A 24,728-nucleotide genomic window follows, 5' to 3' on the forward strand; every position below is an offset into this window, starting at 1 on the left:
CCGCCGTTGAGCACGGCGTCCGCCGTACCGCTCGCCCGCTCCCCGGAAGGCCCGCCGATGCCCAGTCCGATCGCCGCCGCCCTGCTCCCGCTCGCCCTGCTGGCGCCCGCCGCCACCGCCGCGACCGCTCCCCCCGCCCGGGCCGCCCAGGCCGCGCCGGCGTCGCCGCTCTCCGAGGGGTCCGGCGGCGCCGGGACCTCCGGTGAAGCCGCTGACGCCGACGGCACCGGGGCCCGGGTGGTCTCGGTGGTCGAGGCGGACTTCGACCCGGCGTCCGCGTTCGTCCCGCCGACCGCGATCAGCCACGCCGCCGACCTGGTGCCGTACGGCTCGCACGTCCGCGTGGTGGTGGACCGCTCGGTGCCGGGGCAGACCCTGCTGACCATGACGGTGTCCGGGCTCGCTCCGGGCCACGAGTTCCCGGCGCACCTGCACACCGGTTCCTGCGGGGCCGACCCGGCCGCCTCCGGCCCGCACTACCAGCACGTGGTGGACCCGGTGCAGCCGTCCACCGACCCCGCCTACGCCAACGACCGCAACGAGCTGCGGCTGACGCTGCGCACCGACGGCCGGGGCGCCGGCTCGGCGGCCGGCTCGGTGGCCTGGCACCCCCGGCCGGGCGAGGCGCGCTCGCTGGTCCTGCACGCGGGCACCCCGGCCGGACCGCACGCCGCGGGCGACCGGGCCGCCTGCGTCAAGCTGAAGCTCTGACCGCCGCCAGGGGCCGTCCGGCGATCCCTATGACCCGAGGGTGGCGACCAGGACGGCCTTGATGGTGTGCAGGCGGTTCTCCGCCTGGTCGAAGACGATGGAGTGGTCCGACTCGAACAGCTCGTCGGTGCACTCCAGCTCGGCCATCCCGGTCAGCTCGTGCAGCTGCCGCGCGACCACCGTGCCCAGGTCGTGGAAGGCGGGCAGGCAGTGCAGGAACTTCACGGCCGGGTTGCCGGTGGCCCGGACGGTGTCCATCGACACCTGGTAGGGCCTGAGCAGCTCGATCCGCTCGGCCCAGACCTCCTTGGGCTCGCCCATCGAGACCCAGACGTCGGTGTAGAGGAAGTCGGCGCCGGCCACCCCGGCGGCGACGTCCTCGGTGAGGGTGATCCGGGCGCCGGTCGACCCGGCGAGCACCTCGGCCGCCTTGCGGACGTCCTCGGTGGGCCAGAGCGCCCGGGGCGCGACGATCCGGACGTCCATGCCGAGCAGCGCGCCGGTGACCAGCAGCGAGTTGCCCATGTTGGAGCGGGCGTCGCCGAGGTAGGCGAGGGTCACCTCGGGCAGCGGCTTGGCGGTGTGCTCCTGGATGGTCAGCACGTCGGCGAGCAGCTGGGTGGGGTGCCACTCGTCGGTCAGGCCGTTCCAGACCGGGACGCCCGCGTGGGCGGCCAGCTCCTCGACGACCTCCTGGCCGTGGCCCCGGTACTCGATGCCGTCGAACATCCGACCGAGCACCCGCGCCGTGTCCTTGATCGACTCCTTGTGGCCGATCTGCGAGCCGGACGGGTCCAGGTACGTCGTGGTGGCGCCCTGGTCGTGGGCGGCGACCTCGAAGGCGCAGCGCGTCCGGGTGGAGGTCTTCTCGAAGATCAGCGCGATGTTCTTGCCCCGCAGTCGGGGCTGCTCGGTGCCCGCGTACTTCGCCGCCTTGAGCTGAGCGGCGAGGTCCACCAGGAAACGGAACTCCTGGGGAGTGAAGTCGAGCTCCTTGAGGAAGTGCCTGTTCCGGAGGTTGAAGGCCATGCCGGGCTCCTGGGGTGACGTGGACGAACGGCGAAGCGGCAATTGTATACGACAGTTGGAATTTGTATGCAAAGCCTTCGCGGCAGTCCGGCCGGCCGGGGCTTCGACACCCCCGGCCGCTCGGGCGAACCGGGCGAACGGGCGAACCGGGGCGCGGCCGGGCCCGCCGAGACGGGCGACGGTACCGGGCGCGGGGCGGGCCGGGCACCGCGGGGTGCCCGCGGTGCCCGGCCCGCCCCGGTGACGCGGCTCCTGGACGGGCCCGCCGACGGGTGGACCGGGCGCGGCGGGCGGCGCAGGCCGGCCACCGCGGTCCCGCCCTACAGCCGGGGGTCGACCGGCTCGGACTCCAGCGCGAGGACGGCGAACACCGGCTCGTGCACCCGCCAGAGCGGCTCGCCCGCCGCCAGCCGGTCGAGCGCCTCCAGGCCCAGCGCGTACTCGCGCAGCGCCAGCGAGCGCTTGTGCCCGAGGAAGCGCTGCCGCAGCTGGTCCAGGTACTCGGTGTAGTCGGGCCCGTAGATGATCCGCAGGTACTCGCGGCCGCGGACCTTGACCCCGGGCTGGACCAGCCCGCCCGGGCGGCCCTCCCCGGCCCTGCCCCGGGCCGGCGAGACCAGCGGCTTGACCACCATGCCCTCGCCGCCCGCCCCGGTGAGCTCCTCCCACCAGGCGACGCCCGCGGCGACGGACGCCTCGTCACCGGTGTCCACCAGCAGCCGGGCCGTCCGGTGCAGGACCGGGGCGTCCGGCTCGGCCGCGCGGTCGGCGTCGACCAGGCCGTCGATCCAGGCGAGGTGCTCGTCGTGCGGGCGCACCGCGAGGTTCGCCCCCTCGGCGGCCAGCACCTGGAACGGCGCCAGCCGGATGCCGGACAGGCCCTCGGTCGGCCAGCAGTACCGCCGGTACGCCTCGGTGAACGCCCGCGCGTCGGCGGCGCGCTGCCGCTGGCGGGCCGTCAGCGCGGAGAGGTCGAGCCCGCGGCCGGCCGCCTGGTCCAGCGCGGTGAGCACCTGCGGCAGCGCCGCGCGCGCCGCCGCGCCGACCGCCGCGTACTGGCGGCGCAGCAGCTCGGTAGCCTTGAGGGACCACGGCATCAGCTCCGTGTCCAGCAGCAGCCAGCCGGTGCCCAGCCGGTCGAAGAGCCCGGAGCTCTCGGCCGCGGCCCGCAGCCGGCCCAGGACGGCGGCGGTCAGGCCGTCGTCGCCGAGGAACGCCCTGCCGGTCCGGGTCCAGATCGCCCCCGGACCGGCCAGCCCGAACCGCTTCTCCAGCGCCGTGTCGTCCCGGGCCACCAGCACGACCGCGCGGGAGCCCATGTGCTTCTCCTCGCAGATCACCTGCCGGACGCCGTCCTCGCGGTAGGCGAGGAAGGCCTCCTCCGGGTGTTCGAGGTAGCCGGGGCGGCGCGAGGTCGCGCTCGGGGCCATGGTCGGCGGCAGGTAGGCGAGCAGCCGGGGGTCGATCGCGAAGCGGCTCATCACCTCCAGCGCGGCCGCCGCGTTCTCCTCCCGGACGGCGATCCGGCCGTGCAGCGCGGTCTCGACCACCCGGCGGCCGGCCACGTCCGCGAGGTCCAGCGGACGGCCCTCGCGCGAGCCGGGCGCGTCCGTGATCATCGGCCGGACCGGCGCGTACCACTCCTGCTCCGCCTCGACGCTCACCAGCTCGCGCTCCGGGTAGCGCAGCGCGGTCAGGCTGCCGCCGAAGACGCAGCCGGTGTCCAGGCAGATGGTGTTGTTGAGGAAGCTCGCCACCGGCACCGGCGTGTGGCCGTAGACCACCAGGGCCCTGCCCCGGTACTCCTCCGCCCACGGGTAGCGCACCGGCAGGCCGTACTCGTCGGTCTCGCCGGTGGTGTCCCCGTAGAGCGCGTGCGAGCGCACCCGGCCGGAGGCCCGGCCGTGGTACTTCTCCGGCAGGCCGGCGTGGCAGACCACCAGGGCGCCGCCGTCCAGCAGGTAGTGGCTGACCAGGCCGCGCATGAACGCCCGGACCTCGGCGCGGAACTCCTCCGACTCCCCCGCCAGCTGGTCCAGCGACTCCTGCAGGCCGTGCGAGACGGTGACCTTCTTGCCGTCCATGGCCCGGCCGAGCTTGTTCTCGTGATTGCCCGGGACGCAGACCGCGTGCCCGGCCGCGACCATGCCCATCACCAGGCGCAGCACGCCCGGCGTGTCCGGGCCGCGGTCGACGAGGTCGCCGACGAAGACGGCGGTGCGGCCCTCGGGGTGGACGGCGTCCACCGCGCGGCCGGCGTCGTCCCGCGCGACGGCGTAGCCGAGGCGGATGAGCAGCGTCTCCAGCTCGGAGCGGCAGCCGTGGATGTCCCCGACGATGTCGAACGGACCGGTGAGGTGGCGCAGGTCGTTGAAGCGCTTCTCGGGCACGATCTCGGCGGCCTCGACCTCGGCCTCGCCGCGCAGGACGTGCACCTTGCGGAAGCCCTCGCGCTCCAGGCCCCGCACCGAACGGCGCAGTTCGCGGTGCTGGCGCGGGACCACGTGCGCGGGCAGCTGGCGGTCCGGGCGGGAGCGGTTGCGCTCGGCGCAGACGCCCGGGGGGACGTCCAGCACGATCGCGATCGGCAGCACGTCGTGGTCGCGGGCGATCCGGATCAGCTGCTTGCGGGCCTCCGACTGGACGTTGGTGGCGTCCACGACGGTCAGCCGGCCGGCCGCGAGGCGCTTGCCGACGATGTAGTGCAGCACGTCGAAGGCCTCGGCGGAGGCGGACTGGTCGTTCTCGTCGTCGGCCACCAGGCCGCGGCAGAAGTCGGAGGAGATCACCTGGGTGGGCAGGAAGTGCTTGCGGGCGAAGCTGGACTTGCCCGCGCCGCTGGTGCCGATCAGGACGACGAGGGAGACGTCGGTGACCGGGAGGCGGCGCGCCCCGGGGGTGCGGGTGCCGGGGGTGCCGGGGGTCTCCGCGGTGGTGGGCGTGGGCCCGGTGGGGCTCGGGGACTGTGCGTCGTCGTCGGTCGTCATCGGGGCTCGCCCCCTTCGGGCGTCGTGCGGACGGGTGCGGTGGTGCCGGCGGCGACGGTGCCGCCACCGGCGGCCGCCGGGTCGGTGGAGACGGTGGAGCCGGCCGTGGGGACCGTGGGCTCGGCCGGGGTGCCGACGCGGAACAGCGCGAGCTGGGTCGGCGGCCCCACCTCGGGGTCCTCCGGCCCGACCGGGCGGATCACGACGGTGTAGCCGTACGTCCGCGCCACCCGCTCGGCCCAGGCACGGAACTGCGCGCGGTCCCACTCGAAGCGGTGGTCGGCGTGCCGGACGTGGCCGGCCGGCAGACTCTCCCAGCGGACGTTGTACTCGGCGTTCGGCGTGGTGACGACGACCGCCGACGGGCGGGCCGCCCCGAGCACCGCGTACTCCAGGGCGGGCAGCCGGGGCACGTCCAGGTGCTCGATCACCTCGCAGAGCACGGCCGCGTCGAAGCCCTTCAGCCGCGCGTCCGTGTACGTCAGCGCGCCCTGGACCAGCTTGACCCGGGCCGCCTGACGCTCCGGCATCCGCTCCAGCCGCAGCTTGCGGGCCGCTGCTGCCAGCGCCCGGGCGGACACGTCGACACCGAGCACCTCGGTGATCCGGGCGTCCTTGAGCAGGGCGCCGATCAGCTCGCCCTGCCCGCAGCCGAGGTCGGCCACCCGGGCCGCCCCGACCTCGCGCAGGGCGGCCAGGATCGCCGTCCGGCGCTGCTCGGCGAGCGGGGGCTGCTTCGGCGCGGCCCCCGGCGCCGTCTCCTCGGTGGGACCGGCGGGCTCGGCCGGCTCGGCGCCTGCGGGGTGCGCGGCGCCGGGCTCGGAGCCGTCGGTGTCGTCCACCGCGTTGTCGATCTCCTCGACCTCGCGGTCGTCGGCCTCGGCGAGCCGGGCCAGCTCCAGGCGTTCCATCGCGGTCCGGGTGAGCGACCAGCGCCGGGAGAGGTACCGACGGGCGATCAGGGCCCGCTCCGGGTGGTCGGCCAGCCAGCCCTCGCCGGCCGCGAGCAGCTTGTCGACCTCGTCCGGGGCGACCCAGTAGTGCTTGGCACCGTCGAGCACCGGCAGCAGGACGTAGAGCTGCTGGAGCGCGTCCGCGAGGCGGACGGCCGCGCAGGACAGCTCGACCCGCACGTAGCGCGACTCGCCCCACTCGGGGAACTCCTCGTCCAGCGGGATCGCCACCGCCTCGACCTGCCAGCCCAGCGGCTCGAAGAGCCGGGCCACCATGGCCGGGCCGCCGCCCTCGCCCGAACCGTTGGCGGGCACGGCGGGCAGCGCGATCCGCAGCGGGCGGGGACGCTCGGCCAGCCCGGGGCGGGCCTCGCAGACACCCTTCATCGCCGAACGGAACACCGTCCGCAGGGCCACCGCGAGCAGCGAGGACGCGGCGTAGGGGCGGTCGTTGACGTACTGCGCGAGCGCGAAGTCCGGCGAGCCGCCCCGCCCCTTGCCCCGGCCGCGGCGGACCAGTGCGATCGGGTCGATGTCGAGCAGCAGCGCGGCCGTGCAGAGCTCGTCGCCCGCCTCCGGGTAGAAGACGTGGGCCTCGCCGTGCGACGTCCCGAACCGCTGGACCTTGCCGGGGTGTTTGTGCAGCAGGAAGCCGAGGTCGGTGGCCGGGCTCTCGGCAGTACCGGTGGTGGAGATCGACATGAACACCGGCCCGAGTATTGCCCAGCTCCCGCCCGCCGAGCACCGGGTTTTGCGCGCCGGGCACCGGGTTCCGCGCGCCCGGGCGTGGCGTGGTCTCCCGGGGAGGCCCCGCGACAGCCCGCCGGGGACCTCGCGCACGGCTCGTCCGGGGCCTTCCGCGACGGCTCCGGACCCGGTCGCGCCGCGGCCCGGAGCGGCCTGCGGCCCCGTCCGCACGGTGAGCGTGTTCGGCACCGACGGCCCGCATTCGTTAACGTGCACGATGTGACTGCTGAATCCACCTCCCTCGCAAGCGGCGCCGTCGCCGCCGGTCTGGCCACCATCGCCGCCGACGGCACCGTCCTCGACACCTGGTACCCCGCCCCCGCCCTGGCCGCCGAGCCCGGCCCGGCCGGCACCGTCCGCCTGACCGCCGAGCAGGCCGAGACCGAGCTGGGCGCCGGCGCCGCCGAAGCGCTGCGCGCCGACGCGCGCCGCGGCGTCGAGGTGGTCGCCGTGCGCACCACGATCGCCTCGCTCGACGAGAAGCCGATCGACGCGCACGACGCCTACCTGCGCCTGCACCTGCTGAGCCACCGTCTGGTGAAGCCGCACGGCCAGAGCCTGGACGGCCTGTTCGGGCTGCTCGCCAACGTGGCCTGGACCAGCATCGGCCCGGTGCAGGTGGACAAGGTCGAGCAGGCCCGGCTGGCGGTCCGCGCCCAGGGCGGCCAGCTCGCCGTGTACGGGATCGACAAGTTCCCGCGGATGACCGACTACGTCGCCCCCTCCGGGGTGCGGATCGCGCACGCGGACCGTGTCCGGCTCGGCGCGCACCTGGCCGCCGGCACCACCGTGATGCACGAGGGCTTCGTCAACTTCAACGCCGGCACTCTGGGCACCTCCATGGTCGAGGGCCGGATCAGCGCGGGCGTCGTGGTCGGCGACCACAGCGACATCGGCGGCGGCTCCTCGATCATGGGCACCCTGTCGGGCGGCGGCAAGCAGGTCGTCTCGGTCGGCGAGCGCTGCCTGCTCGGCGCCAACGCCGGTATCGGCATCTCGCTGGGCAACGACTGCGTGGTCGAGGCCGGTCTGTACGTCACCGCCGGCACCCGGGTGACCACCCCGGACGGCAAGGTGGCGAAGGCGGTGGAGCTGTCCGGCCAGGACAACCTCCTCTTCCGTCGCAACTCGCAGACCGGTGCGGTCGAGGTCATCGCCCGCGCCGGCTCCTGGGGCGGTCTGAACGCCGAGCTGCACGCGCACAACTGATCGCCTCCTTCGAGGTCTCGGGCCCCGGCGCCGCTTCTGCGGCGCCGGGGCTTCGGCTGTCCGGGGCGGTTGCCCGGGGTGGCGTCTGCCCGTCTTCGGGGGCCCACCCCCACCCCTCCCACCGCTCCCCTCCCCCGGCACTCGTCGTCCGGGCCGGCGACAGCCCGGACGACGAGCCGGACGGTCGCCGGGTCCGGGCACGGGCACGGCCGTGCCGACACCGGCCGCACTGGCCCCACTCGGCCCAGCCGCGTGCCCGCGTGCCCGCCTGCCCGCCTGCCCGCCTGCCCGCCTGCCCGCCTGCCCGGTGCCCGGTGCCTAGCCGAGGCGGCTCACCGGCGGCAACCCGGGCTCACCCGGGAGGCTTACCGTCGGCGGGAGTTGGACCGCATCGGGTGGTGCCCGGTGACCCGTCCGCGCGGAGATTCGTTGGTTGCTGCGGCGGGGCGTCGGAACCGTCGGCGAGGCGGCGGGCCACCCCGCGCCACCGGCCGGCCCGCCGCCGCCCGCCTGACGCCGCACCACCGATCCGAAGAGGTCCCCTCATGTCCGAACCCTGGTCCGAGGCACCTGCCGCGCCACAGTCCCCGAGCGACCCGTCCGGGTCGGCCGCCGCACGGCCGACCGGCGCCGCCACCCCGAAGAGCCTGCTGGAGCAGATGCAGGAACTGCTCGCCTCGGTCACTGCGGACCTCGCCGACCTGCAGTCGTCGGGCGCCCGGCGCACCTCCCCGAGCGGCTACCCCACCGGCACGGACACCTCCGGCGCACCCGCCGGGCCCGGCACCCGGTAGTCCGGCCGCGGAGCCTCCTGTCCCGGCTCGCCGTCACCCGGCGGGCCGAGCCGGAGCACCAGTAACGGCGACCCCTGACCGGCCGCCGGGAGCGGGACCGGCGGTGGATCGACCTCGTCGCCCGTCGTCTCCCGATCGCCCTCGGCCCGTCGGACGGCCTCCCGCAGCCGGCCCACCACCTCCTTGCAGTCGGCGCCGGCGTCGACCCCGTCGATGCACGTCCAGTAGAGGCTCTCGGTGTCGGCTCCGCAGGCCAGCACCACCAGCGTCTCGCCGACCTCCTGGAGCAGCCCGAGCAGCCCCTCCAGGGCCGGGCCGATCTCACCGAGCCCGGTCAGCCGCCCGGCGCGGCCGCCGATGCCCAGGCCCAGCAGGGCGGACGAGTCGCCCGCGGACTGGTCCAGGCAGCCGGCCGCGTGCGCACCCGCCTCGGCCAGCTGCTGGCCGAGGCCCGCCAGCCCGAGGTCGTCCGGTCCGGGATCCTCCAGCTCCGCCAGCCGGGCACCCACCGCCTCGGTGAGCAGCGCGGCCTGCCGCGCCTCCAGCAGCACGTCGGACACGTTCCTGGCCTCCGCCAGGGCGTGCCGGGCCGTCTTGATCAGTCGCAGCGCCTCCATCGGCCGCCACCCCTTCCACCCGTTCTCGCCGTGCCCGCCCGGTCGTACGGCCCGTAGGACCCGTACGACCGGTGGACACCTGGTCACGGCGAAAGCGTGCGCCGGCGAAGGGATCGGCGCAGCCACCTGCCCGGAACCTGTGGACAACCCCGGGGCTGTGGACAACTCTTGTCCCTCCCAGGGGTTGTTCGCCCACGCCCGGTTGACGCCGACCGCAGCACGGGGCGCGGCCGGGGCCCGGCCGACGGTTCCCGCCCACAGCCGGAACCCGACGGTCCCGCCCACGACCCGCCCGCGAGCCGCCCACGAGCCGGCCACGGCCCGGCCACGACGGTCCGCCCCCGGCCCGGACCGACCCTCAGTGCGCGGACCCCGCCCCCGGTCCCGGCCCGGACCCCGGCGCCGGGAAGCGCAGCTCATTGCGCTCGATCTTGGCCGCCAGGGCGGTCAGCGGGTCCACGCCCACCACCGTGCAGAACTGCAGCAGGTACGCGAGGACGTCGGCGACCTCGTCCCGCACCCGGTGCGCCGCGTCCGGCTCGGACATCACCGAGGCGCCCTGCTCGGGGGTGAGCCACTGGAAGATCTCCAGCAGCTCGCCGGCCTCCACGGTCAGCGCCGCGGCCAGGTTCTTCGGCGTGTGGAAGGGCTCCCAGCTGCGCGCCGCGGCGAACTCCGTCAGCCGCTGTCGCAGGCCCTCCAGGGTGGGGCCGGCGGGTTCCGTCTCTCGATCGCTCACCCGTCCAGGTCTACCGCATCCCGGGCCGCGGCCGCCCGCCGCGGTGGCCCGACCGCCCCCGGCGCTCCCGGAACCGGCCCCGCCGCCTCCCCGCGCGCGGCCTGGGCCGGTACCCGCGCGGTCTCCGTGCGCAGCACGGTGTGCCCGGAGCCGGGGTCGCGCCGGCACTCCACCAGGGCGACGCCGGGCGGCAGTTCGCCCGGCCCGCCGAACGCCTCCCGCACCGCGGCCGGTTCCTGGAGCGCGGCCAGCACCCGCAGCTGGTTGCGGCCGGCCATCTCCCGGGCGAGCCGCAGCAACGAGGCCGCCTGCTCGGTGCCGAGCCCCGCCCCGAGGTCCTCGGCGAGCACGGTGAGCTGCCGGTGCGCCCAGGGCACCTCGGTGGCCACGTCGAGGTCGAGCACCCCGGCGCCGGTGAGCAGCACGGCGGCGAACGCGAGGTGGCGCAGCATGCCGTCGGAGGCCTGGTCGGCGCCGGTGCGGCCGAGGACGCCCTCGTCGAAGACGGCGAGGACCCGTTCGTCGGCGCCGGCGCCGCGGTGGGCGAGGTCGATCCCGAGGAGCGGGTGCGGGGCGGCGGACTGGACGACGCGCAGCAGCTGGCCGTACCGGCGGGCGCATTCGTTGCTGAGCCGGGCGATCACGGCGGAGATGTTGGCGGCGCTGCCGAGCAGGCGGGCCTGCGGGTCGGGGCGGGCCCAGTCGCGCATCAGCCCGGGCACGGGGTGGACGGGGAAGACCTCGCGCAGGGCGGTGAGCACCTGTTCGGTGGCGGCCAGCACCGTCCGTTCGCCGGGCGAGGACCCGGCGACCCGCAGCGGGATCTGGGCGGTGATCAGGGTGGTGTTCGGGAAGGGGGCGTGGATGTCGCCCTGCCGGGTGTCGTTGTGCCAGCCGACGTTGACGCGGTGGCGGCGGAGGTCCTGCTCACCGGTCTCGACGAGGGTCCGGCCGTCGAGGGTGAGCTGCTCGCGGGCGATCCGGACCGGGCCGTCGGTGCGGATGACCAGCTCCAGCCGGATCTGCCCCTGGTCCGAGCGGACGGTGCAGCCCAGGATGACGGCGTCGCGGCCGTGCGGGACGCAGCCGTCGAGGCCGCCGCGGATGGCCGTGCCGAGGGGGCCACCGCGGCCGGGCAGGCCGTCGAGGGAGTCGCCGATCTCCTCGCCGAGGGCGAGCCGGGAGAGGACGGCGAGGGCGTCGAGGGCGTTGGACTTGCCGACGCCGGCGGGCCCGTACAGCACGGTGAGGGGCGCGAGCGGCAGGACCGCGCGCCGGTAGGACTTGAACGAGGTGAGCCGGACCTCCTCGACGGTGGGGCGCTGCACGGGCGGCGGGCCTGGGTCCGGGGTCCGCTGATGGGGGTGGGCCGGCGCTGCGGGCCGGGTGGCGTCGCGGTTCACCCGTCGGACGTTAGCCCCCGCTCGGATGGCAGAAACGTGCCTGCCCGGCAGATTCATCCCAATGAGGCACCTTCATCCCAACGAGGCGGCCGCAGCCCGACCAGGGGCTATGCCGTGTACCGACCCGGGACTACGGCCCCCACCGCCGAGCACCCCGGCTCCCCCGGCACCCCGCCCCACCCGCTCAGCGCCGGTAGGCGGCGACCGTCACGGAGGCGGTGACCTCGACCGGGTCCGGCAGGTCGGCGAGCCGGGCGGCCAGCCGCTCCCGGTCGGTGTGCCAGGCGCTCGGCCCCATGCCGACGACCGTGCGGACGTCGGCGGCGGACAGCCGCAGCCCGAACTCGACCTCCTGGCGCCCGGCCGGTGTCAGATGGGGGCCGAGCTTCTCGTCGATCCGGCGCTGCTTCTCCTCGTCGACCGAGAGCAGCCCGAGCGCGCCGACGAGTTCGCGCAGGTGGCGCGGCGTCGGCGAGACCAGCAGCAGGGTGGCGCCGGGGCGCAGCACACGACGGATCTCGGGGCCGTTGCGCGGCGCGAAGACATTGAGGACGAGCCCGGCGGAGCCGTCCAGCAGCGGCAGCGGCCGCCAGGCGTCGCAGACCACGGCGCCGATCCGGGGGTGGGCCCTGGCGGCCCGGCGCAGCGCGTACTTGGAGATGTCGAGGGCGGCGCCGGGCCGGTCGGGCAGGGCGTCCAGGACGTGGGCGAGGTAGTGGCCGGTGCCGGCGCCTAGGTCGGCGACCAGGCCGTCCGGCGCGACGACGGCGGCGGCGGCTTCGGCGAGTGCGTCGGCGATCGGGCGGTAGTGGCCGGCGGCGAGGAAGTCGCTGCGGGCGGCGACCATGTCGGCGGTGTCACCGGTGCCGGTGTGCGCGTCACCGGCGAGCAGGCTGACGTAGCCCTGCTTGGCGACGTCGAAACTGTGCCCGGTCGGGCAGCGCAGCGCGCGTCCGTCGGGGGTGAGGGCCTGCGCGCAGTGCGGGCAGGCCAGGTAGGGCTGGATGTCCTGCAGCAACGTCCGTCTTCTCTCGCCGTCCGGTCGTGCGGTCCGGCCGGAGGGCTCAAGCCTAACGACCGGCGGTGTCCCGCCGCGCATCCCGTGGTGCCGGGACGCGGTGGCCGCCGCCCTGCCGGGCCACCCGGAGGGCGAGGGCGGCGAGGGCCTCGGGGGCGCCGGCCTGGCCGCGGATGCCGGGGAAGGCGTTGATGTCGACGATGACCGGCTCGGCGGGGCCGTCGAGCAGGTCGACGCCGTAGACGTCGAGGCCGAACACCTCGCCGACCCGGCGGGCCAGCCCGGCGCGGTCGGCGGGCAGCTCGCGGGGGCCGAACGCCCCGCCGTCGGCGGGTTCGCCGGCGGGTTCGGCGAGTTCGGAGCGCCGGCGGGCGCAGAACACCTGCCCGTCGACGACCCAGAGCTTCTGGTCCCAGCCGGTGCCGGCGAGGTAGGGCTGGGCCACCACGGGCTCGTCGGGCCACTCCTCGGCGAGGGCGCGCAGCCGGGCGGCGTCGTCGACCAGGGCGACCAGGTCGCCCCGGCGGCTGTGCCGGCTCTTGATCACCAACGGGTAGTCGGGATCGGGCAGTTCGGTGAGGGCGGCGGCGGTGCGGGTGGCGGCGAACGGCAGGCCGGACCGCCGGGCGAGGTCGGCCATGGCCGTGCGGTCCTGGCAGAACGCCGTCGCGGCGGCCGAGTTGACGACGGGGGCGCCTCGCTCCTCCAGGTGCCGGGCGAGCGCCAGGGCCTGCGGGGTGCGGGCCTTGAGCAGGTACACGTCGGCGAGCGGGCCGGGGCCGAGGAGGTCGGCGGGCGGGAGGTCGTCGCGGTTGGCGTCGAGGCTCTCGACCCGGTGGTCGGGGGCCAGCAGCGCGGCGGTGGCGGCGAGCAGCGGGTGACCGGGGTCGGGGGTGAGCAGGCCGATCCTCACAGCGTTCCGCCCACCGCGCCGTTGACGAGGTCGGCGCGTCCGAGGCCGTCGAACGGGCCCGCGCCGCCCACGGCCACGGCCGCGCCCTGGACGGGCAGCCGGACCGGCTCGGCGATCGGCCCGGACGGCTCCTGCGCGAGCGCGGGCGCCGGGGCGGAGACGGCCGTGCCGGTGCGGGCCAGCCGCAGCACGGCGCGGGAGACGCGGGCGACCGCGTCCGGCACCTGGCGGAAGCTGGGGAAGTCGTTGATGTCGACGACCACCGGTCCGTCCGGGCCGAGCAGCACGTCGACGCCGTAGAGGTCGAGGCCGAACACCTCCCCGACCTGTGCGGCGATCCGGGCGACGTCGCCGCCGAGCGGCACCTGCCGCTCGCGCACCCCCTGGCCGGGGTGGAGCGGGGAGCAGCGCTCGGTCGCGTAGAGCTCGCCGTCGACGCAGTACACCTTGAGGTCGGTACCGGAGTTGGGCACGTACGGCTGGGCGATCAGCAGGCCCTCACCGGCCAGCTCGGGGCCGAGTTCGACCAGGTGGTCGGGGGTGGGGACGAGCCGCACGGCCCGACCGGAGCTGCCGTCGGCGGGCTTGACCACCAGCGGGTACTCGGCGGCCGGGATCTCGGCCAGCCACTCCCAGCGGGCGGCGGCGTAGGTCACCGGAACCGGCAGGCCCCGGGTGCGCGCGATCACGGCGGCGAGCGCCTTGTCCCGGACGCCGCGGATGGAACGGACGTCGTTCACGGTGGTGAGGCCGACGGCGGCGGCCGCCTCCAGGAGGGTCAGGCCGGGTCCGCCGGAGACGGTCTTGAGCACCCAGGCGTCATGGCTGCCGGCCCGCACCGCCTCGGAGATCGCCATCAGCGAGTTCCCGGGCCGCAGCACGTCCACCCGGTGGCCCCAGGCGGTGAGTTGACGCACCACGTCGAGCGGCATGCCGTCGTGCCGGTAGTGCTCCTCGACCAGAAAGCAGAGCCTCATGAGCCTGTCATCCCCCTCGCCCCTCCCCGTGCCGACGCCCGCCGTCCGGTCCGGCGGAGCTGTAAAGGCCCCAGGATGCCACGCGGCCCGCACACAAGATCGCCCGGCCTGTAAGCATTCGGCAACAATCGGTCCGATATGCCCGGCCCCCGGAGTGGGCGGCAGCGGCCCGGGAAACCCGGCCGCCCGCACCCGGACCGGCCGTCCGCGCGCCGACCCCGCGCACGGCGGGCCGACCGCAAATCGCTGGCAGGAACCCGACCGGCCTGCTTGGATGCACCGCGTGACTTCTGCCGCCGCTCTTGATCCGGCCCTCCGCCCCCTCCTCGACGAGATCGAGCGCTACTACGACGCCGTACCGCGCAGCGCGGCCCGCGTCGAGGACTTCGGGCCGCTGAGCCTGTTCGTCCGCGAGGGCGAGGGCTGGCCGTACTACGCCCGCCCGGCGCTCGGCCACACCGGCCCGGCGGTCACCGCCGAGCACGTCCTGCGCGTGCTGGCCCGCCAGCGCGAGCTGGGCGCGCCGCAGGCCTTCGAGTGGGTGGCCGAGCACGATCCGCGGCTGCGCGCGGCGGTCGAGGAGGCCGGGCTGACGGTGCACGAGCACCCGCTGCTGGTGCTGGGCCCGGACCAGGAGCCCACCCTGCCGGAGACCGCGCCGCCCGCGGGAGTGTCGGTGCGGGTGCTGGCCGCCGAGGACCCGGACCTCGCGAGCGCGGTGGCCGTCCCGCACCTCGCGTTCGGCGAGCCGGGCACCGCCACCGGCCTGGCCGGCCCCGACGAACTGGCGGCAGCCGCCCAGCAGTTGGCCTCCGACGGCACGGTCGCGCGGATCGCCGAGCGGATCGCCGCCGGCCGTACCGTGCTCGCCGCGGCCGTCCAGGACGGTACGGCGCTCTGCGCCGGCCAGCACAACCCGGTCGGCCCGGTCACCGAGGTGGCCGGCGTCGGCACCCTGCCGACGGCCCGCCGCCGCGGCCTCGGCCTGGCGGTGACGGCGGCGCTGGTCGCGCACGCGCGGGCGAACGGCGTGCGGACGGTCTTCCTGTCCGCCGCCGACGAGGACGTCGCGCGGATCTACCGCCGGGCGGGTTTCCGCCCGTTCGCGACGGCCCTGATCGCCGAGCCCGCCGCGACCGAACCCACCACGACCGAGCCCGCCGCGAGCGAACCCGCCACGGCGTAGCCGACGGCGAGCGAGGGGCCCGCCGGCACCGGCGGGCCCACCCGGCCGAGCCCCGACCCACCGGCGCCCCGGCCGGGCCGGCGCCAGACCCAGGCGCCCGCGCCTACTCCTCGTCCTCGTTGTCCTCGCCGCTGACGTCCTCGCCCTCGGCCTCGTCCACCACCCAGGCGGCCAGCCGCTCGGCGACGCCGGACACCCCGAGCCGCCCCTCCCGGATGGCCCGGGCGAGGCTGCGCACCTCACGGGCGGTGGTCGCCACGGTGCACCCGCTGGCCACCAGGTAGGCGTAGGCGACGGCGGTGGCGAACAGTTCGTTGGTCTTCTCCAGGGCCGGCACCCGGATGAGCTGGTGCATCAGGGCGGCGGCGCGGTCCTGCGGTTCGGGGTAGACGGCGATGTCGAAGATCTCGGCCTGGTGGCGGGTGACCGCCGCGAGCAGCGATCCGTAGTCGGTGACCTGCGGGTCACCGGGTGTGTACTGCTCGGCTGTCATGAGCAGCCATGAGAGGTCGACCTCCAGGTTCAACGGCGCACGTCCTGGAGGTCTCCGTGCTCGCCGAACTCGGCGAGGAAGGCCGTCTCGTACTCCTTCATGAACTGCGCGGCGGCGTCGACGAACGCCCGCCCGGCCTCGCCCATGTCCTGCTGGACCAGGCGCTCGATGTACTGGTTCATGCTGATCCCCTGCTGCTCCGCCCGCTCCCGGGCCATCTCCGCGGTGGTGGCGTCCACCCGGACGTTGAGCTGTTTCTTACCCATGAAATTCAAGCTAGCGCTGAAGTGCTAGCACAACAAGGGCGCACACGCCCGGGTCGCGCGCCCCGGCGGCGCCCGCCGCCCGCCTGCCGGCGGACCGATCCGACGGCACGTACGCCAGGAAAACGCCACCCCGGGCGACGCGGCGGGCGGGACTTGAAGAGTTCTTCACCTTCGTAGACTCTGAACTGCCCCGCGCATTCCCCGGAGCGGCACCGACCTTTTGGAGGCCGGCAATGACAGCGATGTTCGACCAGGAGCTGCGCGAGCAGCTCGCCCGGGCCCGCGAGGAACTCGCGGCAGCCCGGACCGACCAGGACGCCGACGGCGTCCAGGCCTACGAGGGCCGGATCGCCGGACTGCTGCGGCTCGCCGCCCAGCACGGGATCACCCTTCCGCACACCGCCGACGAGGCCCAGGGCTAGGGGGTCTGCGCAACGTCGCGGACCCGGCGGGACTCTGCGCACACCCCCAGGACGGCGACGGCGGTCCCCGGAGGCTCCGGGGACCGCCGTCGTCATCTCCGCGCCAGGGCGCCCGGCCCGGACCGCCCGGCCGCGGGCAGTCCACCGGGCACGTCCGGCGGCAGCGCGGCCAGGAAGTCCGCCACCGCCTGCTCCAGCCGGGGAGCGGCCTCCGGCGCCAGCCGCGGCGGCCTGCCGTCCCGCGGCTCGACCGCCGCGTCGAGGACGAACGCGCCGCGGACGACGTACCGCGCGCCGAGCGCCGTCAGCACCGGCCGCAGCGCGTAGTCGGGGGCCAGCGCGTGGGCGAGGCTCCCGCCGGTCATCACCGGCAGCACCGTCTTGCCCGCCAGCCCGGAGCGGGGCAGTGCGTCCAGGAAGGCCTTCAGCAGACCGCTGTAGGCCGCGTTGTAGACGGGCGACGCCACCACGAGCCCGTCCGCGGCGGCCACCGCGGCCAGGGCGTCGCGCAGCACGGCGCTGTCGGCCCGCCCGGCGAGCAGCTCGGCCGCCGGCAGGTCGCGGACCCGGACGTGCCCGGTCCGGAAGCCGGCCTCGGCCAAGAGCTGGACGAGGTGGGCCGTCAGCGCGGCGGTGCGCGAGCCGGCCGAGGGGCTGGCGGATATCGCGAGCAGGGAGGTCATCGGAAGGCTCCTTCGAGGGTCACGGCGGCGGCGGGGCACGGCGTCGGGCAGCCCGGCCGCGGAGCGGGCCCCACCGGGCACCCGTCCGGGCCCCCGCCGAGCACCCGTCCGGGACGCGATCCGAGCCGCCACCGGGGGCGCCTTTCGAGCCGCCGCCCGGGCCGCCGCTCAGGCCGTGGGCAGCTCGACGGACTGGCCGTGCCGGAAGACGTCGAGCGGGTCCCACGCCGCCTTGATCCGCTGCAGGCGCGGGTAGTTCCCCTTGTAGTAGAGGTCGTGCCAGGGCACCCCCGAGGTGTTGAGGCCCGGGTCGTTGAGGTCGATGTCGGGGTAGTTCACGTAGCAGCCGTCGGTGACCCCGTTCGGCACCGGCACCCCGCCGGTCTCGGCGTAGACCGCGCGGTAGCAGTCGCGGGCCCAGCCGATGTTGCGGTCGTCGTCGGCCGGGTCGTTCCAGAACACCTGCCAGAGCATCTTGAAGGCCGCGTCCCGGTGCGGCGCCGCGGTCGCCGCCGGGTGGACCGCGTTGATCCGGCCGCCGTAGGAGGTCAGCTGCACGCTGATGTCCGGGTTGGTCACGTCCTCGCGGGTGAGGTGCGCGTGGAGCGCGTGGAGCTGGCCCTCGGGGAAGCCGGCGCGCATGAAGGAGGACTTGTACTCGGCGCGCAGCGTCGGGTCGTTGAGCACCCCGTTGGTGGTGCCGAGCATCCGGACCGCCTGGAGCCAGGGCAGCCGGCGCGGGGCGGCGAACTGGGGCATCGCGGGCAGTTCGCCCATGTGCCGGGTCAGCGCGCCGCGCTCCACGGTGACGCCCTCGCCGATCCGCTCCAGGTAGCCGGCGAGCAGCCGCTCGGCGCCCGGCGCCGAGGCGTCCACCAGGACGAGCATGCCGATCTGGCCGGCGCTGCGGTGGTTGAGCACCAGCTGGCTGATCAGCGCCCGCGCCGGGTCGTCGGGCCCGAGGTGGGCCACGTGCCAGTCGGCGTAGTTGCGGACCAGGCGGACGAACTCGTCCCGGCTCAGCTCGTCCCACGGCCAGCTGACGGCGCTGACCAGGAGCTCCTCGGGCGGCTTCGGCAGCAGGGCGCGCGGGTCCCGCCCGGTGGCGCCCGGCGAACGGAACCAGTAGCGGGTGACGACGCCGAAGTTGCCGCCTCCGCCGCCCGTGTGGGCCCACCAGAGGTCGTGGTTCGGGTCGTCCGGGTCGCGGGTGCCGATCACCGCGCGGGCCCGGCCGGCCGCGTCGACCACGATCACCTCGACCGCGTACAGGTGGTCGACGACCAGGCCGTGCAGCCGGCAGAGCGGACCCCACGCGCCGCCGCTGACGTGGCCGCCCATGGCGACGGAGTAGCAGAACCCGGCGGGGACCACGACGCCCCACTCCGGGTAGAGGGTCTGGTAGGTGCGCAGGTTGGTGGCGCCCGACTCGACGGCTATCGCGTTGAGCCGGGGGTCGTAGCCCACCGCGTGCATGCCGGACATGTCCAGGATGATCCGGACCTCCGGGTTGTGGACGAAGTCCTCGTAGCAGTGCCCGCTGGAGCGCACGGCGAGCCGCTTGCCCCGGTCGACCGCCTCCTGGACGACGGCGACGACCTCCTCGGTGGTGCTCACCAGCCGGACCGAGTCGGGCGCCGCGACGTAGCGCTGGTTGAGGCCGCTGACCAGGTCCTCGTACTGGCGGTCGGCCTTGGTCACGGTGATCCCGCCTCGGCCCCGCCGGGGGTCCGCCGCCGTCCCGCCGTCGGCCACCCCGCCGCCGACGGCCCCGCCACCGCCGTCCGCCGCACCCCCGTCGCGCAGAGCGTTCCCGTGGTCCGAAGCACCCCCGTTGTCCAGAGCACCCCCGTTGTCCGAAGCCCCCGTGGTGGCCGTGCCGGCCACGTCTTCGATCATCTCTGTCACACCTTCTCTTCACGCGAATCCCGGGCTAACCGCCCGTCTGCGACGAACTGCCGAATTCCTGTGATCCCCCGTACGGCATTCGCGTACCGGCCGGGCCCTCCCGGCCGATACGCGGGACAGGATCGCGTCGTGAAATCCCCCGTGGTGTGCGTTGTTTCCGTCAGCTGTCGCGCAGCGGCGGAATCACCTCACGGGCGACCCTTTCGAATTCCTCCCGATGGGCCTCCCCCGGCCAGTCCAGGACGAAATCCGCGACACCGGCCCCGGTGAAGCGCTCGAAGATCTCCTCGTAGCCGTGCCGCCCCCTTCTCGGGTCCCAGGGCCCGAAGATCGTGTACCCGCGCCGGACGGCCGCGGGGTCGCGGCCGGCCTCGCCGGCGAGCCGGTCCAGCCGGCGGTTCTGCTCGGCGGTGATGCCGAGCACCTCCTGGGCGCTCGCGCCCGGCGGGCCGTGGGTGTTCCAGGCGTCGGCGCACGCGGCGGCCACCCGGATCAGCGTCGGCGACTGACCGCCGACGATCAGCGGCAGCCGCGGCGACTGCAGCGAACCGGGTACGGTCACCACGTCCTTGACCCACAGCTGGGTCCCCTGGTGGCTGAACATCCCGCCGCGCAGCACCCCGTCGACGATCGCCAGGTAGTCCGCGAAGCGCTCGGCGCGCTCCTTGGGCGACCACGGGACCTGCCCCACGCTGTGGTGGTCCCAGGGGAACAGCCCGGCCCCGATGCCCAGGTCGAACCGGCCGCCGGAGAGGTGGTCGAGGGCGATCGCCTGCTTGGCCAGCTGGGCCGGCGGGCGCAGGATCTGGTTGGCCACCATGGTGCCGATCCGGATCCGCCGGGTGGTCACGGCCGCCATGGCCAGCACCGACCAGCTGTCGAACCAGAGGCCGCTCGGATCGCGCAGGTCCGCGCTGTGATCGGGTACGAACACCTGGTCGAAACCGAGTTCCTCCAGCCACCCCAACCGCTGCGCGAGCACCGGAAAGGGCTGGTCCGGATAGAGCATGACGCCGAATCGGTGGGCGGGCGATCGGGAATGGTCCAATTGTTCGGTCGTGCGTGTTCCGGTCATGTCGGGCACTCTCCTTCCGGTGTCGGAGCCTACTGAGCCGCGGTCACCCGTAACGGGTCACCCGGGGAATTCCCGCTCATCGGAGGAATTCCGGTACCGGCCGCGGATCCGGCACCGGCCGCCAGCCGTCCTCCGGGTGGTCGTAGGACCAGCGCGGCCCGCGCCGGACCAGTTCGCCCAGCGCCGCCACCAGCCGGTCGACGTGCTCGGCGGTGGTGCCCAGGCCGATGCTGGCGCGCAGCGCGCGGTCACCCTGGTGCCCGGGTGCGTCGCTCAGCAGGGCGTGGACCGCCTGGTGGGCGCAGAACGCGCCGTCCCGGACGCCGATCCCGTGCTCCGCGGAGAGCGCCGTGGCGACCAGCCGCTGGTCGGCGGGCGCGTCGCCGCAGCGGGCGACGCTGAAGGAGACCACGCCGAGCCGCGGGTGTCCGCCCGGCCATAGGTCCAGCAGGCGGACTCCGGGGACGGCCGCCAGCCCGCCGCGGAGCCGGGCGGTCAGGGCCTGCTCGTGCGCGGCGACGGCGTCCCAGCCGGTGGCCGTCAGTGTCCGGCAGGCGACCGCCATCGCGTGGGTGCCCACCACGTTCGGCGAGCCGCCCTCGTGCCGGTGCGGCAGCCCGGTCCAGCGGATGTTCTCCCGGCCGTCCTCCTCGGCGACCCGGGCGGTCGCCCCGCCGCCCGCCAGGTAGGGGTCGGCGTTGTCCAGCCAGTCGGCGGAGCCCACCAGGGCGCCGGCGCCGAACGGCGCGTACAGCTTGTGCCCGGAGAGCGCGGCCCAGTCCACGCCCCAGCCGGCGAGGTCCAGCGGCCGGTGCCCGGCCAGTTGGGCGGCGTCCAGGACGGTGCGCGCTCCGTGGGTGGCGGCCACCTCCGCCAGCTCGGCGACCGGCCACAGCTCCCCGGTCACGTTGGACGCGCCGGTGATCACCACCAGCTTCGGCCCCCTGGGGGCGCCGGCGAGCGCCTTCGCCAGCGCGGTCACGGCGTCCGCCGCGGTGGCCGGCCGGGCCAGCCGGTACACCGGGGAGCCGCGCCAGGCGAGCAGGGCGGCGTGGTGGTCGGTGGAGAACCGGAAGACCGCCGTGCCGGCGGGCAGCGCGCGGCCGAGCAGGTTGAGCGCGTCGGTGGTGTTGCGGGTGAACACCACCTGGGCGTCCGGGGCCGCGCCGACGAAGCGGCGCACCGTCTCCCGGGCCCGCTCGTACGCCCGGGTGGAGACCGCGGAGGCGAACCCGGCGCCCCGGTGCACGCTGCTGTACCAGGGCAGCATGCGGTCCACCGCGTGCTGCACGGCCGCGAGGCTCGGAGTGCTCGCCGCGTAGTCGAGGTTGGCGTACGGCACCCACGAGCCGGTCACCAGCGGCACCTTGAGGTCTCCGCCGACGACCTCCGGTACGCCGCGGGTGGCCCGTTCCGGCCCGGTGGCGGTGGCGGGCATCACCGGGCCGTCCATCCACCGTCCATGACCAGCACCGAGCCGGTGAAGAAGCCCGCCTCGTCGCCGGCCAGGTAGACGACCGCCGAGGCCGCCTCCTGCGCGCTGGCGATCCGGCCGAGCGGGTGCAGGGCGGTGAACATGTCGGCCATCTCCTGGCTGCCGCCCACCGAGGAGCGGTACATCGGCGTGTCCACGGTCGCCAGCGCCAGGGCGTTGACCCGGATGTTCTCCCCGGCGTACTCCAGCGCGGCGGCCTTGGTCAGGCCCACCACGCCGTGCTTCCCGGCCACGTAGGCGCTGATCCCGGCGCCGAACCCGACCACACCCAGCTGCGAGGCGTTGTTGACGATCACTCCGCCGCCGCGCCGCTGCAGGGCCGGGATCTCGTGCCGCATCGACAGGAAGACGCTGGTGAGCACCCGGCCGAGGTCGTCCGTCCAGGCCTCCGGCTTCTGGTCGGCGACCAGGCCCGGGGTGCCCAGCGTCCCGGCGTTGTTGAAGGCGATGTCCAGACCGCCGTAGTGCCGCTCGGCCGTGCGGACGGCGGCCGCGACGTCCTCGTCGACCGTGACGTCGGCGGTGACGGCGATCGCGGCGCCGCCGGCGGCGGTGATCTCCCCGGCGACCCGGTCCAGTTCGCTCCGCCGCCGGGCCGCCAGCACCACGCTCGCGCCCTGTGCGGCCAGTGCCTTGGCGGCCGCCTCGCCGATGCCGGAGCTGGCGCCCGTCACCAGGGCGACCTTGCCCGCCAGCCGGTCCCGGGCGGGCGCGCCGAGCGGGGGCTGCGTCGTGTTGCGTTCGTTCATGGCTGGTGGTGGGGGCCGTCCGAGGCCGGCCCCGCTCCCTTCAGGCTCGGAGGATCGGCGTGCGGTGAATCGGGCAGGGGCGTGCGGTGGGTCGGGGAGGAGAGGGGCGGGGCGGGGCGGGGCGGGGGCGGCTCAGTCGCCGGGGGTGCCGCGTTCGACCGGCGCGCCGATCAGCGACCCGTACTCGGCCCAGGAGCCGTCGTAGTTGCGGACGTCCGGCCAGCCCAGCAGTTCGCGCAGGACGAACCAGGAGTGCGCGGAGCGGGCCCCGACCCAGCAGTAGGTGATGGTGCCGCGGGCGGGTTCCAGCGCGGCGAACCGCCGGCCGAGCTCCTCGTCGGAGCGGAAGGTGTCGTCCTCGCCGACGACGTCCTGCCAGGGCAGGTGGACCGCGCCCGGGACGTGGCCGGAGCGCTGGGCCACCTCGTGCGGGTTGTGGCCGGTCGCGAAGGCCTCCCCGGCGAAGCCGGGCGCGAAGACCAGTCCGGAGTACTCCTCCGGGCTCCGGACGTCGATGATGTTGCGCTGCCCGATGCCGGCCAGGACGTCGTCCCGGGTCGCCCGGACGGACGGGTCGGGGTCGGTGACCAGGTAACCGGTGGGCGGGCGGCCGGGCGACGCGGTGGTCAGCGGGCGGCCGTCCAGCTCCCACTTGCGGCGGCCGCCGTCGAGCAGCCGCACGGACCGGTGGCCGTAGAGGGTGAGGTACCAGTAGACCTGGGTGGCCAGCAGGTTGGCGTTGGCCGAGTACACCACCACGGTGTCCTCCTCGCCGATGCCCTTGGCCCGCATCAGCCGCTCGAATCCGGCCCGGCCGACGACGCCGAGCCGCAGGTCGTCCTGGAACTCGCTCCAGTTGATCCAGACGGCGCCCGGCAGATGGCCCTTGCGGTACTCGGTGTCCTCGTTGCCGGTCTCGACGAAGACCACTCCGGCGGTGCCGAGCCGGCGCTCGGCCCAGTCGCCGGTGACCAGGACGGAATCACGACCCATGGTTGCCCCTCGTGAAGTGACGGCCGGGTGGCCCCGGCGGGACTCCCGGCCCCGCACGGGGCCGGGCGAAGCGGACCGGGCGGGGCCGGCCGGCGCACCGGGCGCGGCCCCGCCGGGCGGAGGTGTCAGGCCGGCGAGGTCTCGGCCGTCCGCTCCTCGGCACCGGCCCCGACCGCCTTGCCGCCACCGGTGCGGTCCCGGTGCCAGGCGTAGGCGCTGAGCAGGATGCCGAGGACGGTGACCCCGGCGGCCGCGAGGTAGACCGAGCGCAGGCCCGGGCCGTCGATGACCCGGCCGCCCAGCCAGCCGGCCAGGGCGGCCGCGAGCTGGTAGCCGGAGGCGTTCACCGCGATCGCCAGGGTCGGCGCCGAGCTGGCGGTGGTCAGCACCCTGGTCTGCATGCCGGGGATCACGGAGAAGCCCAGCGCCCCGATCACGAAGACCATCACCGCGGTGAGCACGGTGCCGCCGCTGACCGCCCACATCACCAGCAGGCCCCCGGTGAGCAGGCCCAGCAGGCCGACCTGGGAGGCCATCAGGGAGCGGTCGGAGAGCCAGCCGCCGACGAAGTTGCCGGCCGCCGCGCCCACCCCGTACGCCAGCAGCAGCAGCGGGACGGCCCCGTCGGCGAAGCCGGTGAGGTCGGTGAGCAGCGGCGAGAAGTAGGTGAACACCATCAGCAGGCCCATGTTGGCGACGGCGGTGATGCCGATCGCCAGCTGGACGTTGCGGTTGCGGAACACCCGCAGCTCCGCCACCGCGCTGGTGGTGGAGGCCGCCACGTCCGGCACCAGCGGCAGCACCAGGACCAGGCCGACCAGGCAGACCGCGGCGATCACCGCGAAGGTGGCGCGCCAGCCGAAGTGGTCGCCGATGAAGGTGCCGATGGGCGCGCCGAGCATCATCGAGAGGTTCATCCCGAAGACCAGCTTGGACACGGTCGAGGCCTGCTTGCCCTCCGGGGCCGTGGACGCGGCGATCACGATCGCGTTCGCGAAGAACGTGGCGGTCACCAGCGCGGTGACGACGCGCGCGACGAACAGCACCGCGTACGCGGGTGCCAGCGCCGAGGCGACGTTGCCGACGATCACGATGACGAGCAGGCCGACGATGAGCGGCTTGCGCGGGTACCGGGCGGTCAGCGCGGTGAGCACCGGACCGCCGATGATCATTCCGATGGCGTACGCCGTGACCAGGAGCCCGGCCGCGGGGATCGACACGTCGAGGTCGGAGGCGACGTCCGGCAGGATGCCGGCGATGACGAACTCGCCGGTGGTGATGCCGAACACGCACAGCATCAGGGAAAGGAGCTTCAACGACATGGTGTCTCTTCTGTCGGAACGGGAGCGTTGGCCGGCCGG

General features: G+C 75.2%; 23 protein-coding genes. 5 read left to right on the forward strand and 18 right to left on the reverse strand.

The features are described 5' to 3' along the window. Window positions 1-57: 57 nt before the first annotated feature. A complete protein-coding gene (locus tag ACZ34W_RS02790) occupies window positions 58-711 on the forward strand; it encodes a superoxide dismutase family protein (protein ID WP_465601055.1) in 654 nt (217 codons plus the stop codon). Between the two features lie 27 nt (window positions 712-738). Here the strand turns inward: ACZ34W_RS02790 and argF are convergent, their stop codons facing one another. The 3 genes from argF to ACZ34W_RS02805 all read right to left on the reverse strand — a co-directional run bounded on the left by argF (window position 739) and on the right by ACZ34W_RS02805 (window position 6,388). Beyond that, a complete protein-coding gene (argF, locus tag ACZ34W_RS02795) occupies window positions 739-1,740 on the reverse strand; it encodes an ornithine carbamoyltransferase (protein WP_359839244.1) in 1,002 nt (333 codons plus the stop codon). 320 nt (window positions 1,741-2,060) lie between these two features. Next, window positions 2,061-4,727 carry a polynucleotide kinase-phosphatase gene (locus tag ACZ34W_RS02800; RefSeq protein ID WP_465601059.1) on the reverse strand — a complete coding sequence of 889 codons (2,667 nt, stop codon included), beginning with the start codon at window positions 4,725-4,727 and terminating at the stop codon, window positions 2,061-2,063. Continuing rightward, complete coding sequence (locus tag ACZ34W_RS02805; RefSeq protein WP_465601062.1) at window positions 4,724-6,388, reverse strand: 3' terminal RNA ribose 2'-O-methyltransferase Hen1; 1,665 nt, start codon at window positions 6,386-6,388, stop codon at window positions 4,724-4,726. Before ACZ34W_RS02805 ends, ACZ34W_RS02800 begins: the two co-directional genes overlap by 4 nt. A gap of 258 nt (window positions 6,389-6,646) precedes the next feature. Between ACZ34W_RS02805 and dapD the strand changes: the two genes are divergently transcribed. After that, window positions 6,647-7,636, forward strand: coding sequence for a 2,3,4,5-tetrahydropyridine-2,6-dicarboxylate N-succinyltransferase (dapD, locus tag ACZ34W_RS02810; protein WP_396487071.1), 990 nt, complete (start codon window positions 6,647-6,649; stop codon window positions 7,634-7,636). A 545-nt stretch (window positions 7,637-8,181) separates the two neighbouring features. After that, complete coding sequence (locus ACZ34W_RS02815) at window positions 8,182-8,430, forward strand: hypothetical protein (protein WP_329487658.1); 249 nt, start codon at window positions 8,182-8,184, stop codon at window positions 8,428-8,430. Here ACZ34W_RS02815 and ACZ34W_RS02820 read toward each other — a convergent pair. The 6 genes from ACZ34W_RS02820 to ACZ34W_RS02845 form a co-directional block, all read right to left on the reverse strand. Next, window positions 8,376-9,047: a DUF6099 family protein gene (locus tag ACZ34W_RS02820; protein ID WP_359809378.1), complete on the reverse strand. Its 672-nt coding sequence runs from the start codon at window positions 9,045-9,047 to the stop codon at window positions 8,376-8,378. The two genes, ACZ34W_RS02815 and ACZ34W_RS02820, sit on opposite strands and share 55 nt — an antisense overlap. Window positions 9,048-9,405: 358 nt before the next feature. Next, window positions 9,406-9,786, reverse strand: coding sequence for a nucleotide pyrophosphohydrolase (locus ACZ34W_RS02825; protein ID WP_465601067.1), 381 nt, complete (start codon window positions 9,784-9,786; stop codon window positions 9,406-9,408). Beyond that, window positions 9,783-11,114, reverse strand: coding sequence for an AAA family ATPase (locus tag ACZ34W_RS02830; RefSeq protein ID WP_465601070.1), 1,332 nt, complete (start codon window positions 11,112-11,114; stop codon window positions 9,783-9,785). Before ACZ34W_RS02830 ends, ACZ34W_RS02825 begins: the two co-directional genes overlap by 4 nt. Before the next feature lie 259 nt (window positions 11,115-11,373). Beyond that, window positions 11,374-12,207, reverse strand: a complete 834-nt coding sequence (locus ACZ34W_RS02835) for a putative RNA methyltransferase (RefSeq protein WP_465601073.1) — start codon at window positions 12,205-12,207, stop codon at window positions 11,374-11,376. 52 nt (window positions 12,208-12,259) lie between these two features. Then, entirely contained in the window at window positions 12,260-13,120 is an 861-nt protein-coding gene (locus ACZ34W_RS02840; RefSeq protein WP_465601076.1) for an ATP-grasp domain-containing protein, read from the reverse strand. After that, the gene (locus ACZ34W_RS02845) at window positions 13,117-14,097 is read right to left on the reverse strand and encodes an ATP-grasp domain-containing protein (RefSeq protein ID WP_329487664.1); all 981 of its coding nucleotides are present in this window, start codon (window positions 14,095-14,097) and stop codon (window positions 13,117-13,119) included. The genes ACZ34W_RS02840 and ACZ34W_RS02845 overlap by 4 nt, the downstream gene beginning before the upstream one ends. A 283-nt stretch (window positions 14,098-14,380) precedes the next feature. Between ACZ34W_RS02845 and ACZ34W_RS02850 the strand changes: the two genes are divergently transcribed. Continuing rightward, entirely contained in the window at window positions 14,381-15,283 is a 903-nt protein-coding gene (locus tag ACZ34W_RS02850; RefSeq protein WP_465601079.1) for a GNAT family N-acetyltransferase, read from the forward strand. Between the two features lie 103 nt (window positions 15,284-15,386). Here ACZ34W_RS02850 and ACZ34W_RS02855 read toward each other — a convergent pair whose 3' ends face one another. Beyond that, the gene (locus ACZ34W_RS02855; protein WP_329487666.1) at window positions 15,387-15,776 is read right to left on the reverse strand and encodes a fic family toxin-antitoxin system, toxin component; all 390 of its coding nucleotides are present in this window, start codon (window positions 15,774-15,776) and stop codon (window positions 15,387-15,389) included. A 29-nt stretch (window positions 15,777-15,805) separates the two neighbouring features. Next, entirely contained in the window at window positions 15,806-16,042 is a 237-nt protein-coding gene (locus ACZ34W_RS02860) for a toxin-antitoxin system HicB family antitoxin (RefSeq protein WP_329487667.1), read from the reverse strand. A 233-nt stretch (window positions 16,043-16,275) separates the two neighbouring features. Between ACZ34W_RS02860 and ACZ34W_RS02865 the strand changes: the two genes are divergently transcribed. Beyond that, a complete protein-coding gene (locus tag ACZ34W_RS02865; RefSeq protein ID WP_329487668.1) occupies window positions 16,276-16,464 on the forward strand; it encodes a hypothetical protein in 189 nt (62 codons plus the stop codon). A 92-nt stretch (window positions 16,465-16,556) separates the two neighbouring features. On the opposite strand, the gene ssuE is transcribed toward ACZ34W_RS02865, so the two are convergent. The 7 genes from ssuE to ACZ34W_RS02900 all read right to left on the reverse strand — a co-directional run bounded on the left by ssuE (window position 16,557) and on the right by ACZ34W_RS02900 (window position 24,689). After that, window positions 16,557-17,147, reverse strand: a complete 591-nt coding sequence (gene ssuE / locus ACZ34W_RS02870; protein ID WP_465601083.1) for an NADPH-dependent FMN reductase — start codon at window positions 17,145-17,147, stop codon at window positions 16,557-16,559. A gap of 168 nt (window positions 17,148-17,315) precedes the next feature. After that, window positions 17,316-19,046 carry an FAD-binding oxidoreductase gene (locus ACZ34W_RS02875; protein WP_465601086.1) on the reverse strand — a complete coding sequence of 577 codons (1,731 nt, stop codon included), beginning with the start codon at window positions 19,044-19,046 and terminating at the stop codon, window positions 17,316-17,318. A gap of 169 nt (window positions 19,047-19,215) precedes the next feature. After that, the gene (locus tag ACZ34W_RS02880) at window positions 19,216-20,064 is read right to left on the reverse strand and encodes an LLM class flavin-dependent oxidoreductase (RefSeq protein ID WP_465601089.1); all 849 of its coding nucleotides are present in this window, start codon (window positions 20,062-20,064) and stop codon (window positions 19,216-19,218) included. 142 nt (window positions 20,065-20,206) lie between these two features. Continuing rightward, window positions 20,207-21,568: an aminotransferase class V-fold PLP-dependent enzyme gene (locus ACZ34W_RS02885; protein ID WP_442906941.1), complete on the reverse strand. Its 1,362-nt coding sequence runs from the start codon at window positions 21,566-21,568 to the stop codon at window positions 20,207-20,209. Then, window positions 21,568-22,374, reverse strand: a complete 807-nt coding sequence (locus ACZ34W_RS02890; RefSeq protein ID WP_359809392.1) for an SDR family NAD(P)-dependent oxidoreductase — start codon at window positions 22,372-22,374, stop codon at window positions 21,568-21,570. The genes ACZ34W_RS02885 and ACZ34W_RS02890 overlap by 1 nt, the downstream gene beginning before the upstream one ends. Before the next feature lie 132 nt (window positions 22,375-22,506). Beyond that, a complete protein-coding gene (locus tag ACZ34W_RS02895) occupies window positions 22,507-23,367 on the reverse strand; it encodes a sulfurtransferase (protein ID WP_329487674.1) in 861 nt (286 codons plus the stop codon). 125 nt (window positions 23,368-23,492) lie between these two features. Further along, on the reverse strand, window positions 23,493-24,689 hold the full coding sequence (locus ACZ34W_RS02900) for an MFS transporter (protein WP_329487675.1): 1,197 nt from the start codon (window positions 24,687-24,689) through the stop codon (window positions 23,493-23,495). Between the last annotated feature and the right edge of the window lie 39 nt (window positions 24,690-24,728).

It is taken from the genome of Kitasatospora sp. NPDC022856, from assembly GCF_055561235.1.

Coding starts and splice junctions, on each gene's coding strand:
- ACZ34W_RS02790 (WP_465601055.1), top strand. CDS start 58: ATGCCCAGTCCGATCGCCGCCGCCCTGCTCCCGCTCGCCCTGCTGGCG.
- argF (WP_359839244.1), bottom strand. CDS start 1,740: ATGGCCTTCAACCTCCGGAACAGGCACTTCCTCAAGGAGCTCGACTTC.
- ACZ34W_RS02800 (WP_465601059.1), bottom strand. CDS start 4,727: ATGACGACCGACGACGACGCACAGTCCCCGAGCCCCACCGGGCCCACG.
- ACZ34W_RS02815 (WP_329487658.1), top strand. CDS start 8,182: ATGTCCGAACCCTGGTCCGAGGCACCTGCCGCGCCACAGTCCCCGAGC.
- ACZ34W_RS02820 (WP_359809378.1), bottom strand. CDS start 9,047: ATGGAGGCGCTGCGACTGATCAAGACGGCCCGGCACGCCCTGGCGGAG.
- ACZ34W_RS02845 (WP_329487664.1), bottom strand. CDS start 14,097: ATGAGGCTCTGCTTTCTGGTCGAGGAGCACTACCGGCACGACGGCATG.
- ACZ34W_RS02855 (WP_329487666.1), bottom strand. CDS start 15,776: ATGACAGCCGAGCAGTACACACCCGGTGACCCGCAGGTCACCGACTAC.
- ACZ34W_RS02860 (WP_329487667.1), bottom strand. CDS start 16,042: ATGGGTAAGAAACAGCTCAACGTCCGGGTGGACGCCACCACCGCGGAG.
- ACZ34W_RS02865 (WP_329487668.1), top strand. CDS start 16,276: ATGACAGCGATGTTCGACCAGGAGCTGCGCGAGCAGCTCGCCCGGGCC.
- ssuE (WP_465601083.1), bottom strand. CDS start 17,147: ATGACCTCCCTGCTCGCGATATCCGCCAGCCCCTCGGCCGGCTCGCGC.
- ACZ34W_RS02875 (WP_465601086.1), bottom strand. CDS start 19,046: ATGATCGAAGACGTGGCCGGCACGGCCACCACGGGGGCTTCGGACAAC.
- ACZ34W_RS02880 (WP_465601089.1), bottom strand. CDS start 20,064: ATGCTCTATCCGGACCAGCCCTTTCCGGTGCTCGCGCAGCGGTTGGGG.
- ACZ34W_RS02885 (WP_442906941.1), bottom strand. CDS start 21,568: ATGCCCGCCACCGCCACCGGGCCGGAACGGGCCACCCGCGGCGTACCG.
- ACZ34W_RS02890 (WP_359809392.1), bottom strand. CDS start 22,374: ATGAACGAACGCAACACGACGCAGCCCCCGCTCGGCGCGCCCGCCCGG.
- ACZ34W_RS02895 (WP_329487674.1), bottom strand. CDS start 23,367: ATGGGTCGTGATTCCGTCCTGGTCACCGGCGACTGGGCCGAGCGCCGG.
- ACZ34W_RS02900 (WP_329487675.1), bottom strand. CDS start 24,689: ATGTCGTTGAAGCTCCTTTCCCTGATGCTGTGCGTGTTCGGCATCACC.